Origin of the sequence: Streptomyces sp. NPDC057854 (assembly GCF_042797055.1) — a bacterium.
GTDB lineage: Bacteria > Actinomycetota > Actinomycetes > Streptomycetales > Streptomycetaceae > Streptomyces.
In genome coordinates this window covers 156737-175784 of record NZ_JBHVMF010000016.1, presented here as the reverse complement: position 1 = coordinate 175784, position 19048 = coordinate 156737, and the positions used below count along the sequence as shown (strand labels likewise).

The following is a 19048-nucleotide window of genomic DNA, read 5'->3' as shown; positions in this document are numbered from 1 at the left end:
GTGTCCATGGGGAGTTGACCGTTGCACACCCCGAGGCGGTGAGGCAAGATCAGGGCACTCCGACGGGGGGAGGGGTGACGGCGGTGGACCGAGCCACCACGGAGCACAGCCTCGCCTACGCGGTGTGCGTGCGCCGCTTCGGGCCGCCGGACGGCCCAGAGACCCTGCCCGAACTCCTGGGCGCCGACCAGGTGATCGAGCGCTTCTGGACGGTTGCCGCCGAACTCGGCTTCGCGCGCGGGGGACCGGTGATCACCGGCACCCGGCGGGAGATCGCGGAACAGCTGATGGGCGTCGCCCGGCGCTCCACCCCGGGCGGCCGGACCCTCCTCTACTGGCTGGGCCACGGCGAGGACCTCGGGTTCGGCGTCACCCTCCCCGCGGCCGACTGGGACCCGGACTGGGCCACCGAGACCTCGATGGACGCCGGAGCCCTCCACGCGCGCCTCACCAAGGTCCGCGGCGACGTCCTGTGCGTCATCGACGCCTGCCACTCCGGCGCCCTGGCCCGCCAGCTGGACGACCACCTGCGCACCATGGAGGAGGCGGAGGCCCGCCCCGTCCGCAGCATCGGGTACGTCGGCACCGCGGCCCGCGAGGAGCGCGCCCGCGTCGGCGTCTGGCTCCGCTGCCTGGAGGACCTGGTCCGCGACCGGCGGGCCACCACCCGGCACGGCGCCCTGTGGACGCCGTACACCGCCGCCCTGGGCGCGGGCGAACTCATGGAGGCGGTCCGGCACCGGGTGCCGGAACAGGAACGGCAGGAATCCCGCCTCTACGGCGGCGAAGGGCTCAACCGCTTCTTCCGCAACCCCTACCACGACCCCCGGGCCAGCGCGCAGTCCGCGGCGCTGCGCGGCGCCGCCGCCGAACTCCGGCAGAGCCGGTTCCCCAGCCTCCGGCACGTGTCCGACAGCGAGACGTTCGTCGGCCGGCACGGTCCGCTCCGCCGGGCCGCGGACTGGCTGGCGGCCCCCCAGGGGCACCCGGTGCTGCTCGTCACCGGGAAACCCGGCTGCGGCAAGTCCGCCTTCCTCGCCCAGCTGGTGCGGTTCGCCCTGGAGACCGACGGCGGCCCCCTCCACCGCGCCGCCGGGATCCCGCCGCGGCCCCGCGCCACGGTCGCCGCCGTCGCGCTCTGCCGCGACGCCGCCGCCCTGGACGTCGCCCGCCGGCTCGCCGAGGACATGGAGCTGGCCCCGCCCGACGGCGCGTGGCGCAGCCCCGCACAGGTGCTGGCCGCGATCGGCCGGGAGACCCGCGGCAGGGCGGCCACCGCCTTCGTCGTCGACGGACTGGACGAGGCGGCGCCCGGACAGGCCGAGGTGATCGCCGAGGAGGTGCTGGCCCCGCTCGCCCAGCTGCCCGGCGTCCAGCTGGTCGTCGGCAGCCGGACGCTCACCCGGACCGCGCTGCTCCCGCCGGCCGCCCGCGCCCAGGTCGAGGACCTGGACCGGGACACCGAACGGGACGCCGACATCGCCGCGTACACCCGCCTGAGGCTGGCCGCGCCCCCCTCGCCGTACGCCGCGTCCTTACCCGGCGGGGCCGCCCGGGACGACGGCTCCGGCGCGCCCGGCACACCGGCCGACGGCGCGCTGCGCGACCGGGTGGTGGCCGCCGTCGCCGCCCGCTGCCAGGGCTCCTTCCTCGCCGCCCTGCTCTACTCGGCCCTCCTCGCCCGCCTCGACCGGCCCTACGCCGAGACCACCCCCGAGTTCCGCTCCGTCCTGGAGGCGGGCCTCGACGACGTCTTCGACCAGGAGCTCGCCGACCTCGACGCGGCCGCCGGAGCCGACGGCCGGCGGTCCGGCGACCGGCCCGGCTGGGCCAGGGGACTGCTGCTGCCGCTGGCCGCCGCACAGGGCGCCGGACTCCCGGAGGAGGACGGCATCTGGCTGTCCGCCGCCAACGCCCTCGCCGCCCGCGCCGGGACCGGCCACCGGTACCGCGACGACGACATCGAATGGATCCTGCACCACGCCGGCGCCCACATCGACATCGCCGGAGGCAGCGGGCAGAAGGTCAACCGGCTCTACCACAAGGCGTGGGTCGGGCACCTGACCGCCGCCGCCCCCGGCGGACCGGAGCAGCTGCACTCGGTGCTGACCGACGTCCTGCTCGCCGCGCACGACACCGCGTACGCGGGCCGGGAGACCACCGGCCCGTACATCGCCCGCCACCTCGCCGACCACGCCGCCGCGGCCGGCCGGCTCCACGAACTCTTCGACCGGCCCGCGCTGCTGCTGCGCCTGGACCCCGAGCGGATGAGCATGGTGCTCGACCGGCCCGAGCGCCCGGCCACCCCGCGGACCGCCCTGTACCGCAGGATCGCGGACGGCCTCGGCCGGGCGGGCACCCCGGTGCGGCGGGCCACCCTGCTCACCGCGACCGCCCTGCGGGACGACCCCGCGCTGCTCGGCTGGGCTCGGCGCGGCGCCGACCTGCCGTGGGAGGACCGCTGGACCACGGCCGAGGCGCTCGGGCACAGCCGCGAGTGGCGGGCCCCGCGCGGCGACGTCCTGGCCCTCGCGGGCACCACCGTCCCGGAGCCGGCCCTCCTCGGCGCCGGGGAGCAGCTGTGGCGCTGGCCGCTGGCGGGCGGCGGACCGGAGCTGCTGCGCGACAACATCGCCGCCGAGGCCGGGCGCGCCGCGAACCGGCTGCACAGCCTCAAGGTGCCCGTCCGGCCCGACTCGCCCGTCGCGGCGGTGGCCGGCGACGCGGGGCGGCTGCTCGTGTGGCCGCGCGACAGCGGTGAGGTGCGGGTCCTCGGCTGGGGCGCCGGCATCTCGGACGTGGCCGTCGGCGGCGACGAGGACACGGAGGTGGTGGCCGCGGCCGGCGGGTTCCACGTGGGCGTGTGGACGTGGACCGACGGCCGGCCGCGGCACCACCGGTTCCGGCGCTGGCACCTCGGGCGCGGCACGGAACCGGGCGTGGTGTCCGCGGTCGCGGTGGCGCGGCTGGGCGACACGCTGTGCGTGGTGGCCGGCGGTGACGGGGGCTGCGAGCTGTGGGACGTGCGGACCGGGGGCCGGCTGCACGTCTTCGGCGCCGACAGCGGCACCTGCCAGGCCCTCGCCGTGGTCGAACACCGGCCGGCGGCGGGCCCGTCGTGGTCCCCGGCGGGCACGGCGGACGCGCCCCCGGCCGCCCCCGCCGCCGGTGCGCCCGCCGGCACCTACGTGGCCGGGCTGTTCACCGGCCGCCCCGACATCCGGGTGTGGCGGCTCCCCGACGACGGCTCCGCCCCCGTCCCGCTGCCGGTGCCGGACGGCCGGCGCCGGGAGCCGTCCGGCACCGCGGTCGCCCTCGGGCACCAGGGCGACGACCTGATGCTGGCCGTCCTCGACGGGGACGCCGCGCGGATCTGGAACCTCTCCCGGGGCCGCGAGCTCCCCCGGCGCCCCGGGCACCGCAGCCGCCCCACCTCGCTGGCCTTCCTCCCCGACGACAGCGGCGCCGTGGCGGTCGCCGACGGCGTCCGCGTCCGCGTCTGGGACCCGCCCGCCGCAGGCTCCGCCCCGGTCCGCGGCGACGGCCTGCTGTCGCCGAGCGCCAAGCTGTTCGGGGCGCTCGCCCCCGACGCGGCCGGCAGCCCGGGGTCCGGGGCGGTGGCCCTCGCCTCCGGCAGCCGGCTGCGCGCCTGGGACCTGACGGGGCGGCGGCTGTACGAGACGGACGACCTGGGCGAGGCCGGCGCCGTCGCCCTGCACACCGACCGCGGCGGACGCACCTGGCTGGCGGTCGGCGGACGGGACAGGCAGGGCCGCTCACTGGCCCGGATCCGGCCGCTGGACGGACCGCGGGACGCGCCCTGGCGGGAGTTCGAGGCCCCCCGGCGCGGCGCCGTGCTCCCGGCGGTCGCCCTGGCCGAGGACGCCGCCGCCGGCCCGGGCGGCGGCGGAGAGGAACTGTGGCTGTTCTACGCCGACGGGCGCTGGATACACCGGCGCGGCGTCCGCACCGGCGAGGAGTCGCCCGGCCACTGGGTGGCCAACAGCCGCGTCGGCCACCTGGAGGTCGTCCAGGGCCCCGACGGCGCGCCCCTGCTGGCCGCCACCGCCGGCGACTCCCTCTGGCTGTGGCCCGGCCTCGCCCCCGGCGGTCCCCGCGCCCGGCTCCGCCTGCCGAAGGGCTCCTCCGCCCGGGCGCTGGCCGCCACCCGCGACGGTTCGGGACGGACCTGGCTCGCGGTGGCCGTCGACGAGCCGGTGCCGCACGCGCCCGGCACCGCCTCCCACCGGTCCGCCGTCAACGCCCAGCCGACCCGCAGCACCCTGCTCCTCGGCCGGCCCGACGACCCGGACGGCCTGCGGGCCCTGGACGGGGCGCCCCCGCGCCTCAACTCCCTGGCGTTCTCCACCACCGGCGACGGCACGCCCGTCCTGCTGGCCGCGTCCCTCCAGGCCGACCTCACCGAGATCACCGGCTGGACCGTCGCCCCGGGCGGCGCCGAGACGCCGGCGCGCTGGGAGATCCCCTCGCGCGGCTACGACGTGCAGTCCGTCCTCAGCGCCCGCTCCCCGGCGGGCGGCCTGTACCTCGCGGCCGTCGGCCTCGACCGGATGGACCTGCTCCACCTCACCCCGACCGACCGGCTCACGGAGGCCGCGCATGAATCATGACCTGGTGGTCTTCGTCCCCGGCATCCTCGGCAGCCGCCTGCGGTCCGCCGACGGCACCGACGTGTGGGACCTGTCGCTGCGCGTCGCGGGCCGCGTCCTGCTGCGCGGCACCGAGGAGTTCTTCGCCCGCCTCACCCTGCCCCCGGGGCTCGGCACCGGCGAACCCGAGGACGCCGGCGAGGGCCGGCTGGAGCCGGCCGGCCTCCTCCTCCAGCCGCGCAGCTGGCCCGGGCTGATGCCGCACGTCGCGTACCAGCCGCTGCGCAAGCACCTCGACCGGGCGGGCGCCGCCGGCCGCAACCGCGTGGTCACCTTCGCGTACGACTGGCGGCTGTCGAACGAGGTCTCGGCCCGCCGGCTCGCCGCCTTCGTCGCCCGCGAACTCGACGAGTGGCGGGACACCTGCCGCCGGGCCGGCGTCCCGGACGAACCGCGCGTGGTCCTGGTCGCCCACTCCATGGGCGGCCTGGTGGCCCTCAGTTACCTGGAGCTGTACGGCGGACGCGACACCGCCCGCTCGCTGGTCACCATCGGCACGCCGTACTCCGGGGCGGTCAAGGCCGTCCAGGCGCTCACCGGCGCCTTCCCCCGCCGCAAGCTCCTCGGCGTCCCGGCCCGGCTGCGGGAGCGCCTGGTCGCCGCCGCCCGCAGCATGCCCGCCGTCCACGAACTGCTGCCCACCTACCAGTGCGTCACCGGCGACCCGGACGGCACCCGGCTCGACACCGTGCCCCTGCCCGACCTCGACACGGCCGCCGTCCGGCACGCGTTCGCCTTCCGGGCCCGCCTCGACGAGGCCCAGCGCAGGAACCGGGCGGCCGACGCGGCGGCCGGCCGGCCCGCCCCCTACACCTGGTTCGCGGCCGGCGGCCGGGGCACCCCCACCGCCGTCACCCTCAGCCGAGGCCCCGGCGGCCTCGCCTTCGCCGACCGGCTCCCCGGCGACCCGCGCTGGCAGGGCGACGGCACCGTCTCCTGCCTGTCCGCGACCCCGCCCGCCTGGGAGTCCGGCGCCCGCATGGACTGGTACGGCCTCGGGCACACGGAACTCGCCAACGACCCGGACCTGCACCTCCAGCTCCAGGACCGGTACGACGCCCTGGACCACCGCAGGTTCCAGGCCGGCGACCGGGGCTTCGGACTCGACCTGCCCGAGGCCGTCACCGCCGGCACGCCCTTCGAGATCGGCGCGGTCTCCGAGGAGGAACGGCTGCTGCTCGACGCGCGGATCCACGACCCGGCCACCGGCGAGACCGCCGCGGACCTCCGGCTCCGCCCCGACGGCGAGGGCGGCTACCGGGCCACCGCCCAACTGCCGCCCGGCGTCTGGACGGTGGAGGTCACCGCGCCCCGGGTGCGCGCCCTCGCACCGCGCCGCGAGACCCTGCTGGTCCTGGAGGAATCCGCGTAAGGGGAGGCACCGGGCTCAGCGCCGGATCAGCCGGCGCTCGCGGGCCGCCGCCACCGCCGCCGTACGGGAGTCGACGCCCAGCTTGGCGAAGACGTGCACCAGGTGGGACTTCACCGTCGCCTGGCTGAGGAAGAGCACCTTGCTGATCTGCTGGTTGGACAGGCCCTCGCCGACGAGCTGGAGCACTTCCAGCTCCCGCCTGGTCAGGGCCTCCGCCGGGGTCCGCATCCGGTCCATCAGCCGGTGCGCCACCGCCGGCGCGAGCGCCGACTGGCCGGCCGCCGCCGTGCGCACCGCCGCCGCCAGCTCCTCCGGCGGCGCGTCCTTCAGCAGGTAGCCGGACGCGCCGGCCTCCACCGCCGCCAGGATGTCGGCGTCCGCGTCGTACGTCGTGAGCACCAGCACCCGCGGCCCGCCCGGCCGGGCGGTGATCGCCGCCGTCGCCTCCGCCCCGTGCATGCCCGGGCCGAACTGGAGGTCCATCAGGACCACGTCCACGCCCCCGGCCGCCGCCAGCTCCACGGCCCGCTCCGCCGTCGCCGCCTCGCCGACGACGGTGAAGCCGGGCTCGGTGTCCAGGACCGCGCGCAGCCCCGCCCGTACCACCGGGTGGTCGTCGGCGAGCAGCAGCCGGATCACCGGGCACCCCCGGCGGGCAGCGGCAGGGTGACCGCGACGGCGGTGCCCTGCCCGGGCGCCGACTCGACCGTGAACGTGCCGCCCAGCGACTCCGCCCGCGACCGCATCGCCGGCAGCCCGAACCCGCCGCCGTCGGCGGACGCCCGCACCGCCTCCGGCGCGAACCCCCGTCCGTCGTCCACCACGTCCAGCGCCACCGCGTCCTCCATGTACGACAGGGTGATCTCCGCGCGCTCCGCCGCCGCGTGCCGCACCGTGTTCGCCAGCGCCGACTGCGCGATCCGCAGCAGCGCCACCTCGTACGGCGTCGGCAGCCCGACCGGCGTGCCGCTCACCGAGAACCGCGCCCGCGGCCCCGCGCCCGGTTCGCACAGCCGCTCCAGCGCCGCCGCCAGCGACCCGTGCTCCAGGTCCGGCGGCGTCAGCGCCCGCACGAACCGGCGCGCCTCCGCCAGGTTGTCCTGCGCGGCCTGCCGCGCCCGGTCGATGTGCCCGGCCGCCGGCGAACCCGCCGGCAGCGCCCGCTCGGCGGCCCGCAGCAGCAGCTGGATCGAGGACAGTCCCTGCGCGAGCGTGTCGTGGATCTCGCGGGCCAGCCGCTCCCGCTCGGCGAGCGTCCCCGCGTGCCGCTCGGCCGCCGCCAGCTCGGCGCGGGTGGCGATCAGCTCCTCGATGAGCCGGCGCCGCCGCTCGCTCTCCCGGTACAGCGCCTGGTAGCCGAGGACGGTCGCGACGGCCACGGCGGCGCCGAGCAGCGGGCCGATGAAGACCCCCGGGTTCGGCGCGGCGCCGTGCCCCACGTACGAGAGGATCGCGGCGCCCGCCGTCAGCGCGACCGCCGGCAGCGACCAGCGGGCGGGCAGCAGGTGCAGCTGGAGGAAGTACAGCGGGAAGGCGAGCCACAGCGCCTCGGGCGTCGCCGCCAGCAGCGCCAGCCAGGCGAGCGCCAGGACCGCGAGCCAGCCGGCGGCGGCCCGCTGCGACCGGCGTACGGCGGGGAGCCGGGCCCCGGCCGCGTACACCGCGCCGGTCACCGCCGCCAGGGCCGTTCCCGCGGGGGAGTGGGCGCGGACCGCGGCCAGCCCCAGCAGCCCCGCCATGAGGAGGTGGAGGCAGAGGCGCAGGGCGCGGAGGGCGGGGGTGAGGGTGCGCGCGTCCATGACCCCACTAGCGTAGACAGGGCGGGCGGGGGGCGGCTCAACCGAAAGTTTGAATCCGGGCCCATCCGCCGCGCGATGTCCGCGGGGGGGCCGGGGCAGCAGGCTGGGCCGCATGTTCGTGGCATGGAGAGACCTGAGATTCGCCAGGGGGCGGTTCGCCCTCATGGGCACGGTGATCGTGCTGATCACCCTGCTCGTGGGGCTCCTTTCCGGGCTGACGGCCGGACTCGCGCGGGAGAACGTCTCCGCGGTCACCGGCCTGCCCGCCGACCGGATCGCCTTCGCGGCGCCGTCCGCCGGGCGGCCGGTCTCGTTCACCGACTCGGCGGTGACGGAGCGGCAGTGGGCGGCGTGGGCGCGGCGGCCCGGGGTGACGGCCGCGGCGCCGCTCGGCATCCGCACGACCGACGCGGCGGCCGGGGAGCGGACCGCCGCCGTCTCCGCCTTCGGTACGCGGCCGGGCGACGGGCTCGCGCCCGGGACGGTCGCCCCGGGCGCGGCCGTGCTGTCCGCGTCGGCGGCCGAGGAGCTGGACGCGCGCGCCGGGGACGCGGTCCGGCTCGGCCCGCTGGAGGTCACCGTCGCCGCCGTCGCCGGGGACGACGCGTACAGCCACACGCCCGTGGTGTGGACGTCGCTCGGCGACTGGCAGCGGCTCGGCCCCGCCGGCACCGCCCCGGAGCAGCGGGCGACGGTGATCGCGCTGCGCGGCGACGGCGCCGACTGGGCCGCCGGGGACGCGGCGGCCGGCACCGAGACGCGGACCGTCGACGGCGCCCTCACCGCCATCGGGTCCTACCAGGCGGAGAACGGCTCCCTCCAGCTGATGCGCGGCTTCCTCTTCGTGATCTCCGCGCTGGTCGTCGGGGCCTTCTTCACCGTGTGGACCATCCAGCGCGGTGGTGACGTCGCCGTCCTCAAGGCGCTCGGCGCCTCCACGCCGTACCTGCTGCGGGACGCGCTCGGGCAGGCGGTGCTGGTGCTGGTGGCGGGGACGCTGCTGGGCACCGGCCTCGCGCTCGGCATCGGCGCGCTCGTCGGCGGCGGCGACGTGCCGTTCGTGCTGGAACCGCTCACCGTCCTCGGCCCGGCCGGCGTCCTCGTCGCGCTCGGCGCGGCCGGCTCCGCCTTGTCCGTCCGGCGGATCACCGCCGTCGACCCCCTCACCGCGCTCGGGAGCGTCCGATGAGCCTCGTCCTCGACGCCGTCACCCTCACCTACCCGGACGGCGACGGGCGGCTGACCGCCCTCGACGCGGTCTCCCTCGCCGTCCCGCCGGGCCGTCTCACCGCCGTCGTCGGCCCCTCCGGCTCCGGCAAGTCCAGCCTGCTGGCCGTGGCCGCCACCCTCGTCACCCCCGACCGGGGCCGGGTCGTCGTCGCCGGCACGGACACCACGGGCCTGGACGCGGCGGCCCGGGCGGCGCTGCGGCGCACCTCCGTCGGGATCGTCTTCCAGCAGCCGAACCTGCTGCCGTCGCTGACGGCCGTCGAACAGCTCCAGGTGATGGCCCATCTGGCGGGGCGTCCGCCGGCATCGGTACGGGGCCGGGCCATGGACCTGCTCGACGCGGTCGGCCTCGCGGACCGGGCCGCCCGCCACCCGCACCAGCTCTCCGGCGGGCAGCGGCAGCGCGTCAACATCGCCCGGGCGCTGATGAACGAGCCGTCGGTGCTGCTCGTCGACGAGCCGACGAGCGCGCTGGACCACGAGCGGGGCGCGGCGGTCGTGGACCTCCTGGCGACGCTGACCCGGGAACGGGGGACGGCGACCGTCCTCGTGACGCACGACCGGTCCCATCTGGCGGCGGCGGACCGGCTGGTGACCGTCGAGGACGGACGTCTCACGCACGACGCGGCGACGGACGCCGTGACGGCCGGCTGAGCGCCCGGGACGCCCCGGCACGGGCGCGGCCCCCGTCCGGAGCTGTCCGGACGGGGGCCGCACCCGTATCAGGGGCGGGGTGTCACGCCTGGCCGTTGCCGGCGGTGTTCGCGAGGGCCGTGGAGAGTTCGCGGGCCACCTGCTGGAGGATCGGGACGATCTTCTCGGTCGCCGCCTCCGTGACCCGGCCCGCCGGGCCCGAGATGGAGATCGCCGCCGCCGTGGGCGAGTCGGGGACCGAGACCGCGAGGCAGCGGACCCCTATCTCCTGCTCGTTGTCGTCGACCGCGTACCCGGTGTCGCGGACCGCCGCGAGCGCCGCGAGGAAGCCGTCCGGCGTGGTGATGGTCTTCTCGGTGGCGGCCGGCATGCCGGTCCGGGCGAGCAGGGCGCGCACCTCGTCGTCCGGGGTGTGCGCGAGCAGCGCCTTGCCGACGCCGGTGGAGTGCGGCAGCACCCGGCGGCCGACCTCGGTGAACATGCGCATCGAGTGCTTGGACGGCACCTGCGCCACGTACACGATCTCGTCGCCGTCGAGGAGCGCCATGTTCGCCGTCTCGCCGGTCTCCTCGACGAGCCGCGCCAGGTAGGGGCGGGCCCAGGTGCCGAGCAGGCGGGAGGCGGACTCGCCGAGGCGGATCAGGCGGGGGCCGAGCGCGTACCGCCGGTTCGGCTGCTGCCGCACGTAGCCGCAGGCCACGAGGGTGCGCATGAGGCGGTGGATGGTGGGCAGCGGGAGCCCGCTGCTGGCGGAGAGCTCGCTGAGCCCTACCTCGCCGCCGGCGTCGGCCATCCGTTCCAGGAGGTCGAAGGCGCGCTCGAGGGACTGGACGCCGCCGCTCGCGGCGGGCTTGGCGGCGTCGGTGGTGCTGGCGCTGGACGTCGGCACGTCAACGGTCCTTTCGGGGCAGGCGGGCAAGGCAGCAGCCTACCGGTCCGCCGGGCCGGGCACCGTGTGCGGGGCCGGGCGTCCGGGCCGGTCAGCGGGGTGTTTGTCCGATGTCGGCGGCTGCTCCGCGGGAATCTTGTCGACCCTGCCTGTGCGGAGCTACCTTCTACTCTACGAAATCCGCATTCCACTTTGTGGAAACGCACAAGGTGGGTCGGTGGGGTGGCGGCGGTACGGACGGGCCCTTGACGGGTTCTCCTCCCGGCCGCAGACTCCTTCAACAGTTCGTTGAAATTCTGCTTCGTGGAAGCGGAACGGGAAAGGGGCATGGTGGACGTCAACCTGGTACTGCGCTCGACTCGGGTCGTCACCCCGGAGGGCACGCGGCCGGCGGCCATCGCCGTCTCGGGCGGGACGATCGCCGGCGTATGGCCCTACGAGGCCGAGGTGCCGGCCGGCGCACGGCTGGAGGACGTCGGCGACGACGTCGTCCTGCCCGGTCTGGTCGACTCGCACGTCCATGTGAACGACCCGGGCCGTACCGAGTGGGAAGGCTTCTGGACCGCCACCCGCGCCGCCGCCGCCGGAGGCATCACGACCATCGTCGACATGCCGCTGAACTCGCTGCCGCCGACGACGACCGTCGAGAACCTGCGCGTCAAGCAGGACGTCGCCCGCTCCAAGGCCCACGTCGACGTCGGCTTCTGGGGCGGAGCGCTCCCCGACAACGTCAAGGACCTGCGGCCCCTGCACGACGCCGGCGTCTACGGCTTCAAGTGCTTCCTGTCGCCCTCGGGCGTCGACGAGTTCCCCGAGCTCGACCAGGAGCAGCTGGCCCGGTCGCTCGCGGAGGTCGCCGGCTTCGACGGGCTGATGATCGTCCACGCGGAGGACCCGCACCACCTGGCGGCGGCCCCGCAGAAGTCCTCGCAGCAGTACGCCGACTTCCTCGCCTCCCGGCCGCGCGACGCCGAGAACACGGCGATCGCCAACCTCATCGACCAGGCCCGGCGCCTCGGCGCCCGCGTCCACGTGCTCCACCTGTCGTCCTCCGACGCGCTCCCGATGATCGCCGCCGCCAAGGCCGACGGCGTCAAGGTGACCGTCGAGTCCTGTCCGCACTTCCTCACCCTCACCGCCGAGGAGATCCCGGACGGGGCCACCGAGTTCAAGTGCTGCCCGCCCATCCGCGAGGCCGTCAACCAGGACGCCCTGTGGCAGGGACTCGCCGACGGCGTGATCGACTGCATCGTCTCCGACCACTCGCCGTCCACCGCCGACCTCAAGACGCCCGACTTCTCCTCCGCCTGGGGCGGCATCTCCTCCCTCCAGCTCGGCCTGCCGGCCATCTGGACCGAGGCCCGCCGCCGCGGCCACTCCCTGGAGGACGTCGTCCGCTGGATGTCCGAGGGCCCCGCCCGCCTCGCCGGCCTCGACCGCAAGGGCGCCATCGCCGAGGGCAAGGACGCCGACTTCGCCGTCGTCGACCCCGACGCCACCTTCACCGTCGACCCCGTCGAACTCCAGCACCGCAACCGCATCACCGCCTACGCCGGCAAGACCCTGCACGGCGTCGTCACCGCCACCTGGCTGCGCGGCCGGAAGATCAACGACCGCGGCACCCTGGCCGAGCCCGCCGGCCTCCTCCTCGAAAGGAACAACTGACCCGTGAGCACCGGCATACCCTCCTTCACCGGCGACGCCAGCCCCTACGGCGGCGGCGACCCGTACGCCGACTACCGCACGGCCACGTTCCCCTTCACCCAGTACGCCGACCTCGCCGACCGCCGCCTCGGCGCCGGCGTCATCGCCGCCAACGACGAGTTCTTCGCCGAGCGCGAGAACCTGCTCAAGCCCGAGCCCGCCGAGTTCGACCCCGAGCACTTCGGCCACAAGGGCAAGATCATGGACGGCTGGGAGACCCGCCGCCGCCGCGGCGTCTCCGCCGCCGAGCCGCACCCCACCGCCGACGACCACGACTGGGCGCTCGTCCGCCTCGGCGCGCCCGGCGTCATCCGCGGCATCGTCGTCGACACCGCCCACTTCCGCGGCAACTACCCGCAGGCCGTCTCCGTCGAGGCCACCTCCGTCGCCGGCTCGCCCTCGCCCGAGGACCTGCTCGCCGACGACGTCAAGTGGACCACCCTCGTCCCGCGCACCGCCATCGGCGGCCACGCCGCCAACGGCTTCGCCGTCGACGTCGAACAGCGCTTCACCCACCTCCGCGTCAACCAGCACCCCGACGGCGGCATCGCCCGCCTCCGCGTGTACGGCGAGGTCGCCCCCGACCCGCAGTGGCTCAAGGTCCTCGGCACGTTCGACCTCGCAGCTTTGGAGAACGGCGGCCAGGTCGAGGACGCCTCCGACCGCTTCTACTCGCCGGCCACCAACACCATCCAGCCCGGCCGCTCCCGCAAGATGGACGACGGCTGGGAGACCCGCCGCCGCCGCGACAAGGGCAACGACTGGATCCGCTACAGCCTCGCCGCCGAGTCCGAGATCCGCGCCGTCGAGATCGACACCGCGTACCTCAAGGGCAACAGCGCCGGCTGGGCCGCGCTCTCCGTCGCCGCCGAAGGCTCCGACGACTGGACCGAGATCCTGCCCCGGACCCGCCTCCAGCCCGACACCAACCACCGCTTCGTCCTCGACACCCCGGCCGTCGGCTCCCGGGTGCGGATCGACATCTACCCGGACGGCGGCATCTCCCGCCTCCGCCTCTTCGGCTCCCTCACCGAGACGGGCGCCGCCCGCCTCACCGCCCGCCACCAGGAGCTCGGCGGCTGAGCGGAGCCCGTACGACTCGGGGGCCCGGCCGGCCGACACCGACCGGCCCCTGACCCGGGCGGGCACGACACCCCGCCCGGCCCGCGAGGGCGCACCGACCCGACAGCACCGGTGCGCCCACGCGCTTTTTCAGGGCTCGGTTCGCCTCCGGGGCGCTTTGTGCCGGGCTCACGACCCCGGCCGTGCTCGCCTCCCTCGTTCCTCGGGAGGCTCCGCGCGGCCGGGGTCGTTCCCCCGGCGCGCCCCTTCGGCTCACTCGCCGAGCCCATCGGGACCAGGTCCGAGGCCCGTCGGGCACAGACCCGTGGGGGTCCGGGCTACGCCGCGTGGCCGCCGTCCACCGACAGTTCCGCGCCCGTCACATAGCGGCCGTCCGGGCCCGCCAGGTACGCGACCGCCGCCGCCACCTCGTCCGGGGTGCCGAAGCGGCCGAGGGCCGTGAAGGCCGCCTGGCCCGCCGCGTACGGGCCGTCGGCCGGGTTCATGTCGGTGTCGACCGGGCCCGGGTGGACGATGTTCGCGGTGATCCCGCGCCCGCCGAGCTCGCGCGCCAGCGCCCGCGTCAGGCCCACCAGCGCCGACTTGCTCAGCGTGTAGAGGGTCCCGCCGGGGCCCGGGACCCGCCGGGTCATGCAGGTGCCGATCGTGATGATCCGGCCGCCGTCCGGCAGCCGCTCCGCCGCCGCCTGCGCGGCGAGGAACGTCGCCCGGACGTTCACCGCCAGCACCCGGTCCACGTCCGCGAGGGACAGCTCGCCCAGCGGGCCGAGCACGCCGACGCCGACGTTGTTCACCAGGACGTCGAGCCGCCCCAGGTCGTCCGCCGCCCGGTGCACCGCGCCCGCCGCGTCCCCGGCGTCCGCCGCGTCCGCGCGCAGCGGCAGCGCCCGGCGGCCGAACGCCTCGATGCGGGCCGCGACCTCCTTGGCCGCCGTCTCGTCCCGTACGTAGGTGAAGGCCACGTCGGCGCCCTCCAGCGCGAGCCGGACCGCCGTCGCCGCGCCGATGCCGCGGCTGCCGCCCGTCACCAGGACCGCCGCGCCATTCATCGTGTTCGCCGTGTTCGCCGTGTTCACCGTGGACATCGCTTCCTGCCTCCTCGATCGCACAACTGCTTGCGGATTCAAGGAAAGCGGGGGCGGGGAGCCGACGCTGGCGGGCATCGGACGCCGCGTTCGGCGCCGGCCGGCGGGAGTTGCGGAACCCGCCGCGGCCCGCAGGGTGGAGAGTGCGACCGCACCACCGAAAGGCTCCCGCCATGGCCACCCTCAGCCTCACCCAGTTCCTCACCCTCGACGGCGTCTACCAGGCGCCCGGCGGCCCCGACGAGGACCGCAGCGGCGGCTTCGAGCACGGCGGCTGGTCCGTGCCCTACGGCGACGAGGACTTCCTCCGCCGCGTCGAGGAGATCTTCGCCCGGCCCACCGCCTTCCTCCTCGGCCGCCGCACCTACGACATCTTCGCCGCGTACTGGCCGGACCACGACGACCCCGCCGACCCCGTCGCGAGCAAGCTCAACGCCCTGCCCAAGTACGTCGCCACCCGCACCCGCGACTCCGCGGACTGGAACCGCACCACCCTGCTGCGCGGCGACGCCGTCCAGGAGGTCACCGCGCTCAAGGAGCGCCTCGACGGCGAGATCCAGATGCACGGCAGCGGCGGACTCGCCCGCACCCTGCTCGCCCACGACCTCGTCGACACCCTCCACCTGCACGTCTTCCCGGTCGTCCTCGGCACCGGCTTCCGGCTCTTCGAGGAGGGCGCCCGGCCGACCGCCTTCCGGCTCACCGACGCGGCCGTCACCGGCTCGGGCGTCGCCCTCCACACGTACGAGCGCGCCGGACGCCCCACGTACGGCAGTTACGGCTGACAGGGGCGGCGGCGGGGGGCGGGAGAAAGGTGTCGTCGGCGGGGGCCCCGCCCGGTACGGTGATCGTTCCGCGTGCGAGCCGCCGTCGTCTCCACCCCGTCAGCACAGTGGGAGACCCGCACCCCATGGCCGCATCCTCCGCCGCCCCGTACCCCGGCACCGTCCCGTCCGCCGCCCGCCGCCGCGCCTGGCTCACCGACCTCCCGCTGCTGCTCGTCGCCGTGTTCTGGGGCGGCAGCTACCTCGCGGCCAAGGGCATCACCACCGGCCACACCGTCCTCGCCGTCCTGGTGCTGCGGTTCGCGCTGGTGGTGCCCGTCCTGGTCGGCGCCGGATGGAAGGGCCTGCGGGCGCTGACCGGCCCGCAGTGGCGGGGCGCCGCGCTGCTCGGCGGGATCCTCGCCGGGATCTTCCTGCTGGAGACCTACGGCGTCGTCCACACCTCCGCCACCAACGCGGGCCTGATCATCAGCCTTACCATGATCTTCACCCCGCTGGCCGAGGCCGCCGTCACCCGCACCCGGCCCTCCCGCGGCTTCCTCGGCGCCGCCGCGCTCTCCGTCACCGGCGTCGTCCTGCTCACCCAGGGCGCCGGATTCACCGCCCCGTCCCTCGGCGACCTGCTGATCCTGCTCGCGGCGGCGGCCCGGACCGTGCACGTCCTCGCCATGGCGCGGATCGAGGCGGTCCGGTCGGCCGACTCGCTCTCCCTGACCACCGTCCAGCTCGGCACCGCCGTACTCGTCTTCGCCGTCCTCGCCGCCGCCGGCGGCGGCGCCACCCCGTGGGCGACCGCGCTGGACTTCGGCCCCCGCGAGTGGGCCGGACTGATCTTCCTGTCCGTCTTCTGCACCCTCTTCGCGTTCTTCGTGCAGATGTGGGCCGTACGCCGCACCTCCCCGTCCCGGGTCAGCCTGCTGCTCGGCACCGAACCGCTCTGGGCCGCCCTCGCCGGCATCGCCCTGGCCGGCGACCGGCCCGGCGCCCTCGGCCTCGCGGGCGCCGTCCTGGTCCTCGCCGGCACCGCCTGGGGCCGCCGCGGCGCCGACCGGGACCCCCGATAAGTTCTGTCCATGCCAAGCAACCCGTCCGCCGCCCGCACCCCGTCCGCCGCCCGCACCCCGTCCGCCGCCCGCACCCCGTCCGCCGCCCGCGCCGACTCCGCCGCCGCGCCGCTGCTCGCCCGCGCCCGCCGCACCCAGGCGTGGGGCCTCGGCCTCCTCGCCGCCGCCGGGCTCCTCTGGGTCTGGTTCGCCGTCCTCCTCGTCACCCCGTACGGCGACGGCGGCGACGAGTGCCCCGCCCTGATCGCCAGCGAGTACGCCCACGCCGACGACTGCGTCGAGGCCCGCGACTGGCCGCTCCTCGTCGCCCTGCTCGGCGGCTCCGTGCCCTGCGCCGCCCTCGGCGCCGGGCTCACCGCGAGCGGCGGCGCCCAGCGACGGCTCGCCGAACACCTGGACGCCGCGCCCCGGGCGTAGTCAGACCTTCTTCCCGGCCCGCTCCGACACGATCATCAGGACCAGGCCGAGCACGGCGACCACGATGTTCGCGAACACCTCCCGGCCCTCCAGGAAGCCCACGTGCTCGGTCAGGAAGCGCGTCGCGGCCATGAACGAGAACCAGCCGTCCGTCAGCTCCCGCACCACCCCGCACACCCCGAACACCGTGAGCAGGAAGCCGGACACCTCAAGAAATCTCCTCATGCGGCGATCATGGGCGCGCCGCCCGGCCCGCCGCGCCCGCCGCCGGTCCACCGCCCCGCGACCGAAGTATCGACCCCCGCGACTTCGGTCGCGGACGGACGCCGCCGGCCGGTGCCCGGCGCCCCCGCTGCGTACATTGCGAGCATGACCCGTACGGACCGGCAGCACCTGCTGCTCCCCTCCCACCTGGTCGCACCGGGCGGGACCGGGGCCGCCCGGCCGCGCCGCACCGTCCGCGACTGGGTCGTCGACACCCTCGTCTTCCTGCTCGCCGCCCTCTTCGGCCTCGTCGCCGCCGACACCAGCGCCCGCTACCACAGCGACGCCGTCAACCTGTTCGACCAGATCGCCGGCGCCCTCGCCTGCTGCGCGCTGTGGCTGCGCCGCCGGTGGCCCGCCGCGCTCGCCGCCGTCCTCGCGGTCGCCGGCGCCGTCGTCCCGGTCGCCGCGGGCGCCATGCTCGTGAGCCTCTTCAGCGTCGCCGTCCGCCGGCCCTTCCGCGAGATCGCCTGGATCCTCGCGCTCGCCCTCGCCGGCTCCGTCGCCACCGTCTTCGTCCGCCCCGACCCCGAGACCCCCGCCCCGCTCGGCATCGTCCTCGGCGTCGCCCTCTCCCTCCTCGCCACCGCCTGGGGCATGCTCGTCCGGTCCCGCCGCCGGCTCGTCGAGGCGCTGCGCGAGCGCGCCGAGCGGGCCGAGGCCGAGGCCGAACTGCGCGCCGCGCAGGCCCAGCGGCTCGCCCGCGAGGCCATCGCCCGCGAGATGCACGACGTCCTCGCCCACCGGCTCACCCTGCTCAGCGTCCACGCCGGCGCCCTGGAGTTCCGGCCCGACGCCCCGCCCGAGCAGATCGCCCGCGCCGCCGGCGTCATCCGCGACAGCGCCCACGACGCCCTCCAGGACCTCCGCGAGATCATCGGCGTGCTCCGCGCCCCCGGCGACGAGCAGGGCGGCGGCGACCGGCCCCAGCCCACCCTCGCCACCCTCGGCGCGCTCGTCGACGAGTCCCGCGCCGCCGGCATGACGGTCGTCCTCGACTCCACCGTCGACGACCCCGGCACCGTCCCCGCCGCCACCGGCCGCACCGTCTACCGCATCGCCCAGGAGGGCCTCACCAACGCCCGCAAGCACGCCCCCGGCGCCCGCGTCACCGTCGTGCTGCGCGGCCGGCCCGGCGACGGGCTCACCGTCGAGATCCGCAACCCCGCCCCCGACGGACCCGTCCCGCACGTCCCCGGCTCCGGGCAGGGCCTCATCGGACTCGCCGAACGGGCCGCCCTCGCCGGCGGGCGCCTCGACCACGGCCCCGCCCCCGGCGGCGGCTTCGCCCTCACCGCCTGGCTACCGTGGCCCCCATGACCATCCGGCTGCTCCTCGTCGACGACGACCCCCTGGTCCGCGCGGGCCTCACCCTGATGCTCGGCGGCGACGAGACCGTCGAGATCGTCGGCGAGGGCTCCGACGGCAGCGAGGTCCCCGGCCTCGTCGACCGGCTCGCCCCCGACGTCGTCCTCATGGACATCCGCATGCCGCACGTCGACGGCCTCACCGCCACCGAACGGCTCCGCGCCCGCCCCGGCGCCCCCGAGGTGATCGTCCTCACCACCTTCCACGCCGACGAGCAGGTGCTGCGCGCCCTGCGCGCCGGCGCCGCCGGCTTCGTCCTCAAGGACACCCCGCCCGCCGAGATCGTCGCCGCCGTCCGCCGGGTCGCCGCCGGCGACCCCGTGCTCTCCCCGGCCGTCACCCGCCAGCTGATGCGGCACGTCGCCGGCCGCCCCGAGGCCCGGCCGCGCCGGGCCACCGCCGCCGAGCGCCTCGCCGGGCTCGCCGACCGCGAGCGGGAGGTGGCCGTCGCCGTCGGCCGCGGCGCCTCCAACGCCGAGATCGCCGCCGCGCTGTACATGAGCGTGCCGACGGTGAAGACGTACGTGTCCCGGCTGCTCGCCAAGCTCGGCCTCAACAACCGGGTCCAGATCGCCCTCCTGGTCCACGACGCCGGTCTCCTCGATGAGGACCCCCCGGGCGATACCGGCGAGTAGGGTGACGCGGGTGACCGACACCGCGACCC

The 19048-nt window shown here is 76.4% G+C and carries 16 protein-coding genes; 11 read left to right on the top strand and 5 right to left on the bottom strand.

Features of this window, described 5'->3' with window-relative positions; genetic code table 11:
• Positions 1-83: 83 nt before the first annotated feature.
• Both ACFVQZ_RS23430 and ACFVQZ_RS23425 read left to right on the top strand, forming a co-directional pair.
• Entirely contained in the window at positions 84-4631 is a 4548-nt protein-coding gene (locus ACFVQZ_RS23430; RefSeq protein WP_383625645.1) for an AAA family ATPase, read from the top strand.
• Positions 4621-6042, top strand: a complete 1422-nt coding sequence (locus ACFVQZ_RS23425; protein ID WP_383625642.1) for an esterase/lipase family protein — start codon at positions 4621-4623, stop codon at positions 6040-6042. The genes ACFVQZ_RS23430 and ACFVQZ_RS23425 overlap by 11 nt, the downstream gene beginning before the upstream one ends.
• 15 nt (positions 6043-6057) lie before the next feature.
• On the opposite strand, the gene ACFVQZ_RS23420 is transcribed toward ACFVQZ_RS23425, so the two are convergent.
• Both ACFVQZ_RS23420 and ACFVQZ_RS23415 read right to left on the bottom strand, forming a co-directional pair.
• Positions 6058-6681, bottom strand: coding sequence for a response regulator (locus tag ACFVQZ_RS23420; RefSeq protein ID WP_383625639.1), 624 nt, complete (start codon positions 6679-6681; stop codon positions 6058-6060).
• Complete coding sequence (locus tag ACFVQZ_RS23415; RefSeq protein ID WP_030496427.1) at positions 6678-7841, bottom strand: sensor histidine kinase; 1164 nt, start codon at positions 7839-7841, stop codon at positions 6678-6680. The genes ACFVQZ_RS23420 and ACFVQZ_RS23415 overlap by 4 nt, the downstream gene beginning before the upstream one ends.
• A 112-nt stretch (positions 7842-7953) precedes the next feature.
• Here ACFVQZ_RS23415 and ACFVQZ_RS23410 point away from each other — a divergent pair, with 112 nt between their 5' ends.
• Together ACFVQZ_RS23410 and ACFVQZ_RS23405 are read left to right on the top strand one after the other, a co-directional pair.
• Complete coding sequence (locus tag ACFVQZ_RS23410) at positions 7954-9030, top strand: ABC transporter permease (protein ID WP_383625635.1); 1077 nt, start codon at positions 7954-7956, stop codon at positions 9028-9030.
• A complete protein-coding gene (locus tag ACFVQZ_RS23405) occupies positions 9027-9725 on the top strand; it encodes an ABC transporter ATP-binding protein (RefSeq protein WP_030496429.1) in 699 nt (232 codons plus the stop codon). The genes ACFVQZ_RS23410 and ACFVQZ_RS23405 overlap by 4 nt, the downstream gene beginning before the upstream one ends.
• Positions 9726-9807: 82 nt before the next feature.
• Here ACFVQZ_RS23405 and ACFVQZ_RS23400 read toward each other — a convergent pair whose 3' ends face one another.
• The gene (locus ACFVQZ_RS23400) at positions 9808-10614 is read right to left on the bottom strand and encodes an IclR family transcriptional regulator (RefSeq protein ID WP_030496430.1); all 807 of its coding nucleotides are present in this window, start codon (positions 10612-10614) and stop codon (positions 9808-9810) included.
• 327 nt (positions 10615-10941) lie between these two features.
• On the opposite strand from ACFVQZ_RS23400, the gene allB reads away from it, so the two are divergent.
• On the top strand, positions 10942-12279 hold the full coding sequence (gene allB / locus ACFVQZ_RS23395; RefSeq protein ID WP_030496431.1) for an allantoinase AllB: 1338 nt from the start codon (positions 10942-10944) through the stop codon (positions 12277-12279).
• Between the two features lie 3 nt (positions 12280-12282).
• Positions 12283-13401, top strand: coding sequence for an allantoicase (gene alc, locus ACFVQZ_RS23390; RefSeq protein ID WP_030496432.1), 1119 nt, complete (start codon positions 12283-12285; stop codon positions 13399-13401).
• 317 nt (positions 13402-13718) lie between these two features.
• Here alc and ACFVQZ_RS23385 read toward each other — a convergent pair whose 3' ends face one another.
• Positions 13719-14486, bottom strand: coding sequence for an SDR family NAD(P)-dependent oxidoreductase (locus tag ACFVQZ_RS23385; RefSeq protein ID WP_383625628.1), 768 nt, complete (start codon positions 14484-14486; stop codon positions 13719-13721).
• 173 nt (positions 14487-14659) lie between these two features.
• On the opposite strand from ACFVQZ_RS23385, the gene ACFVQZ_RS23380 reads away from it, so the two are divergent.
• From ACFVQZ_RS23380 to ACFVQZ_RS23370, 3 genes are all read left to right on the top strand, one after another.
• Positions 14660-15271 (top strand): dihydrofolate reductase family protein, encoded by a 612-nt coding sequence (locus ACFVQZ_RS23380; RefSeq protein WP_030496434.1) that lies wholly within the window; start codon positions 14660-14662, stop codon positions 15269-15271.
• 125 nt (positions 15272-15396) lie between these two features.
• Complete coding sequence (locus ACFVQZ_RS23375) at positions 15397-16335, top strand: DMT family transporter (protein ID WP_383625625.1); 939 nt, start codon at positions 15397-15399, stop codon at positions 16333-16335.
• A gap of 9 nt (positions 16336-16344) precedes the next feature.
• The gene (locus tag ACFVQZ_RS23370; protein ID WP_383625622.1) at positions 16345-16752 is read left to right on the top strand and encodes a hypothetical protein; all 408 of its coding nucleotides are present in this window, start codon (positions 16345-16347) and stop codon (positions 16750-16752) included.
• Here the strand turns inward: ACFVQZ_RS23370 and ACFVQZ_RS23365 are convergent, their stop codons facing one another.
• Entirely contained in the window at positions 16753-16977 is a 225-nt protein-coding gene (locus ACFVQZ_RS23365; protein WP_030496437.1) for a hypothetical protein, read from the bottom strand. It lies immediately after the preceding gene.
• Between the two features lie 144 nt (positions 16978-17121).
• Between ACFVQZ_RS23365 and ACFVQZ_RS23360 the strand changes: the two genes are divergently transcribed.
• Positions 17122-18336, top strand: coding sequence for a sensor histidine kinase (locus ACFVQZ_RS23360; RefSeq protein ID WP_383625619.1), 1215 nt, complete (start codon positions 17122-17124; stop codon positions 18334-18336).
• Positions 18333-19019 (top strand): response regulator, encoded by a 687-nt coding sequence (locus tag ACFVQZ_RS23355; protein ID WP_383625616.1) that lies wholly within the window; start codon positions 18333-18335, stop codon positions 19017-19019. The genes ACFVQZ_RS23360 and ACFVQZ_RS23355 overlap by 4 nt, the downstream gene beginning before the upstream one ends.
• Positions 19020-19048: the final 29 nt, after the last annotated feature.

Bases quoted from the DNA above. Each gene is read 5' to 3' on its own strand.
- ACFVQZ_RS23375 (WP_383625625.1), top strand. From the start codon at position 15,397: ATGGCCGCATCCTCCGCCGCCCCGTACCCCGGCACCGTCCCGTCCGCC.
- ACFVQZ_RS23355 (WP_383625616.1), top strand. From the start codon at position 18,333: ATGACCATCCGGCTGCTCCTCGTCGACGACGACCCCCTGGTCCGCGCG.
- allB (WP_030496431.1), top strand. From the start codon at position 10,942: ATGGTGGACGTCAACCTGGTACTGCGCTCGACTCGGGTCGTCACCCCG.
- ACFVQZ_RS23360 (WP_383625619.1), top strand. From the start codon at position 17,122: ATGACCCGTACGGACCGGCAGCACCTGCTGCTCCCCTCCCACCTGGTC.
- ACFVQZ_RS23415 (WP_030496427.1), bottom strand. From the start codon at position 7,841: ATGGACGCGCGCACCCTCACCCCCGCCCTCCGCGCCCTGCGCCTCTGC.
- ACFVQZ_RS23410 (WP_383625635.1), top strand. From the start codon at position 7,954: ATGTTCGTGGCATGGAGAGACCTGAGATTCGCCAGGGGGCGGTTCGCC.
- ACFVQZ_RS23405 (WP_030496429.1), top strand. From the start codon at position 9,027: ATGAGCCTCGTCCTCGACGCCGTCACCCTCACCTACCCGGACGGCGAC.
- ACFVQZ_RS23370 (WP_383625622.1), top strand. From the start codon at position 16,345: ATGCCAAGCAACCCGTCCGCCGCCCGCACCCCGTCCGCCGCCCGCACC.
- ACFVQZ_RS23385 (WP_383625628.1), bottom strand. From the start codon at position 14,486: ATGTCCACGGTGAACACGGCGAACACGGCGAACACGATGAATGGCGCG.
- ACFVQZ_RS23380 (WP_030496434.1), top strand. From the start codon at position 14,660: ATGGCCACCCTCAGCCTCACCCAGTTCCTCACCCTCGACGGCGTCTAC.
- ACFVQZ_RS23425 (WP_383625642.1), top strand. From the start codon at position 4,621: ATGAATCATGACCTGGTGGTCTTCGTCCCCGGCATCCTCGGCAGCCGC.
- ACFVQZ_RS23365 (WP_030496437.1), bottom strand. From the start codon at position 16,977: ATGAGGAGATTTCTTGAGGTGTCCGGCTTCCTGCTCACGGTGTTCGGG.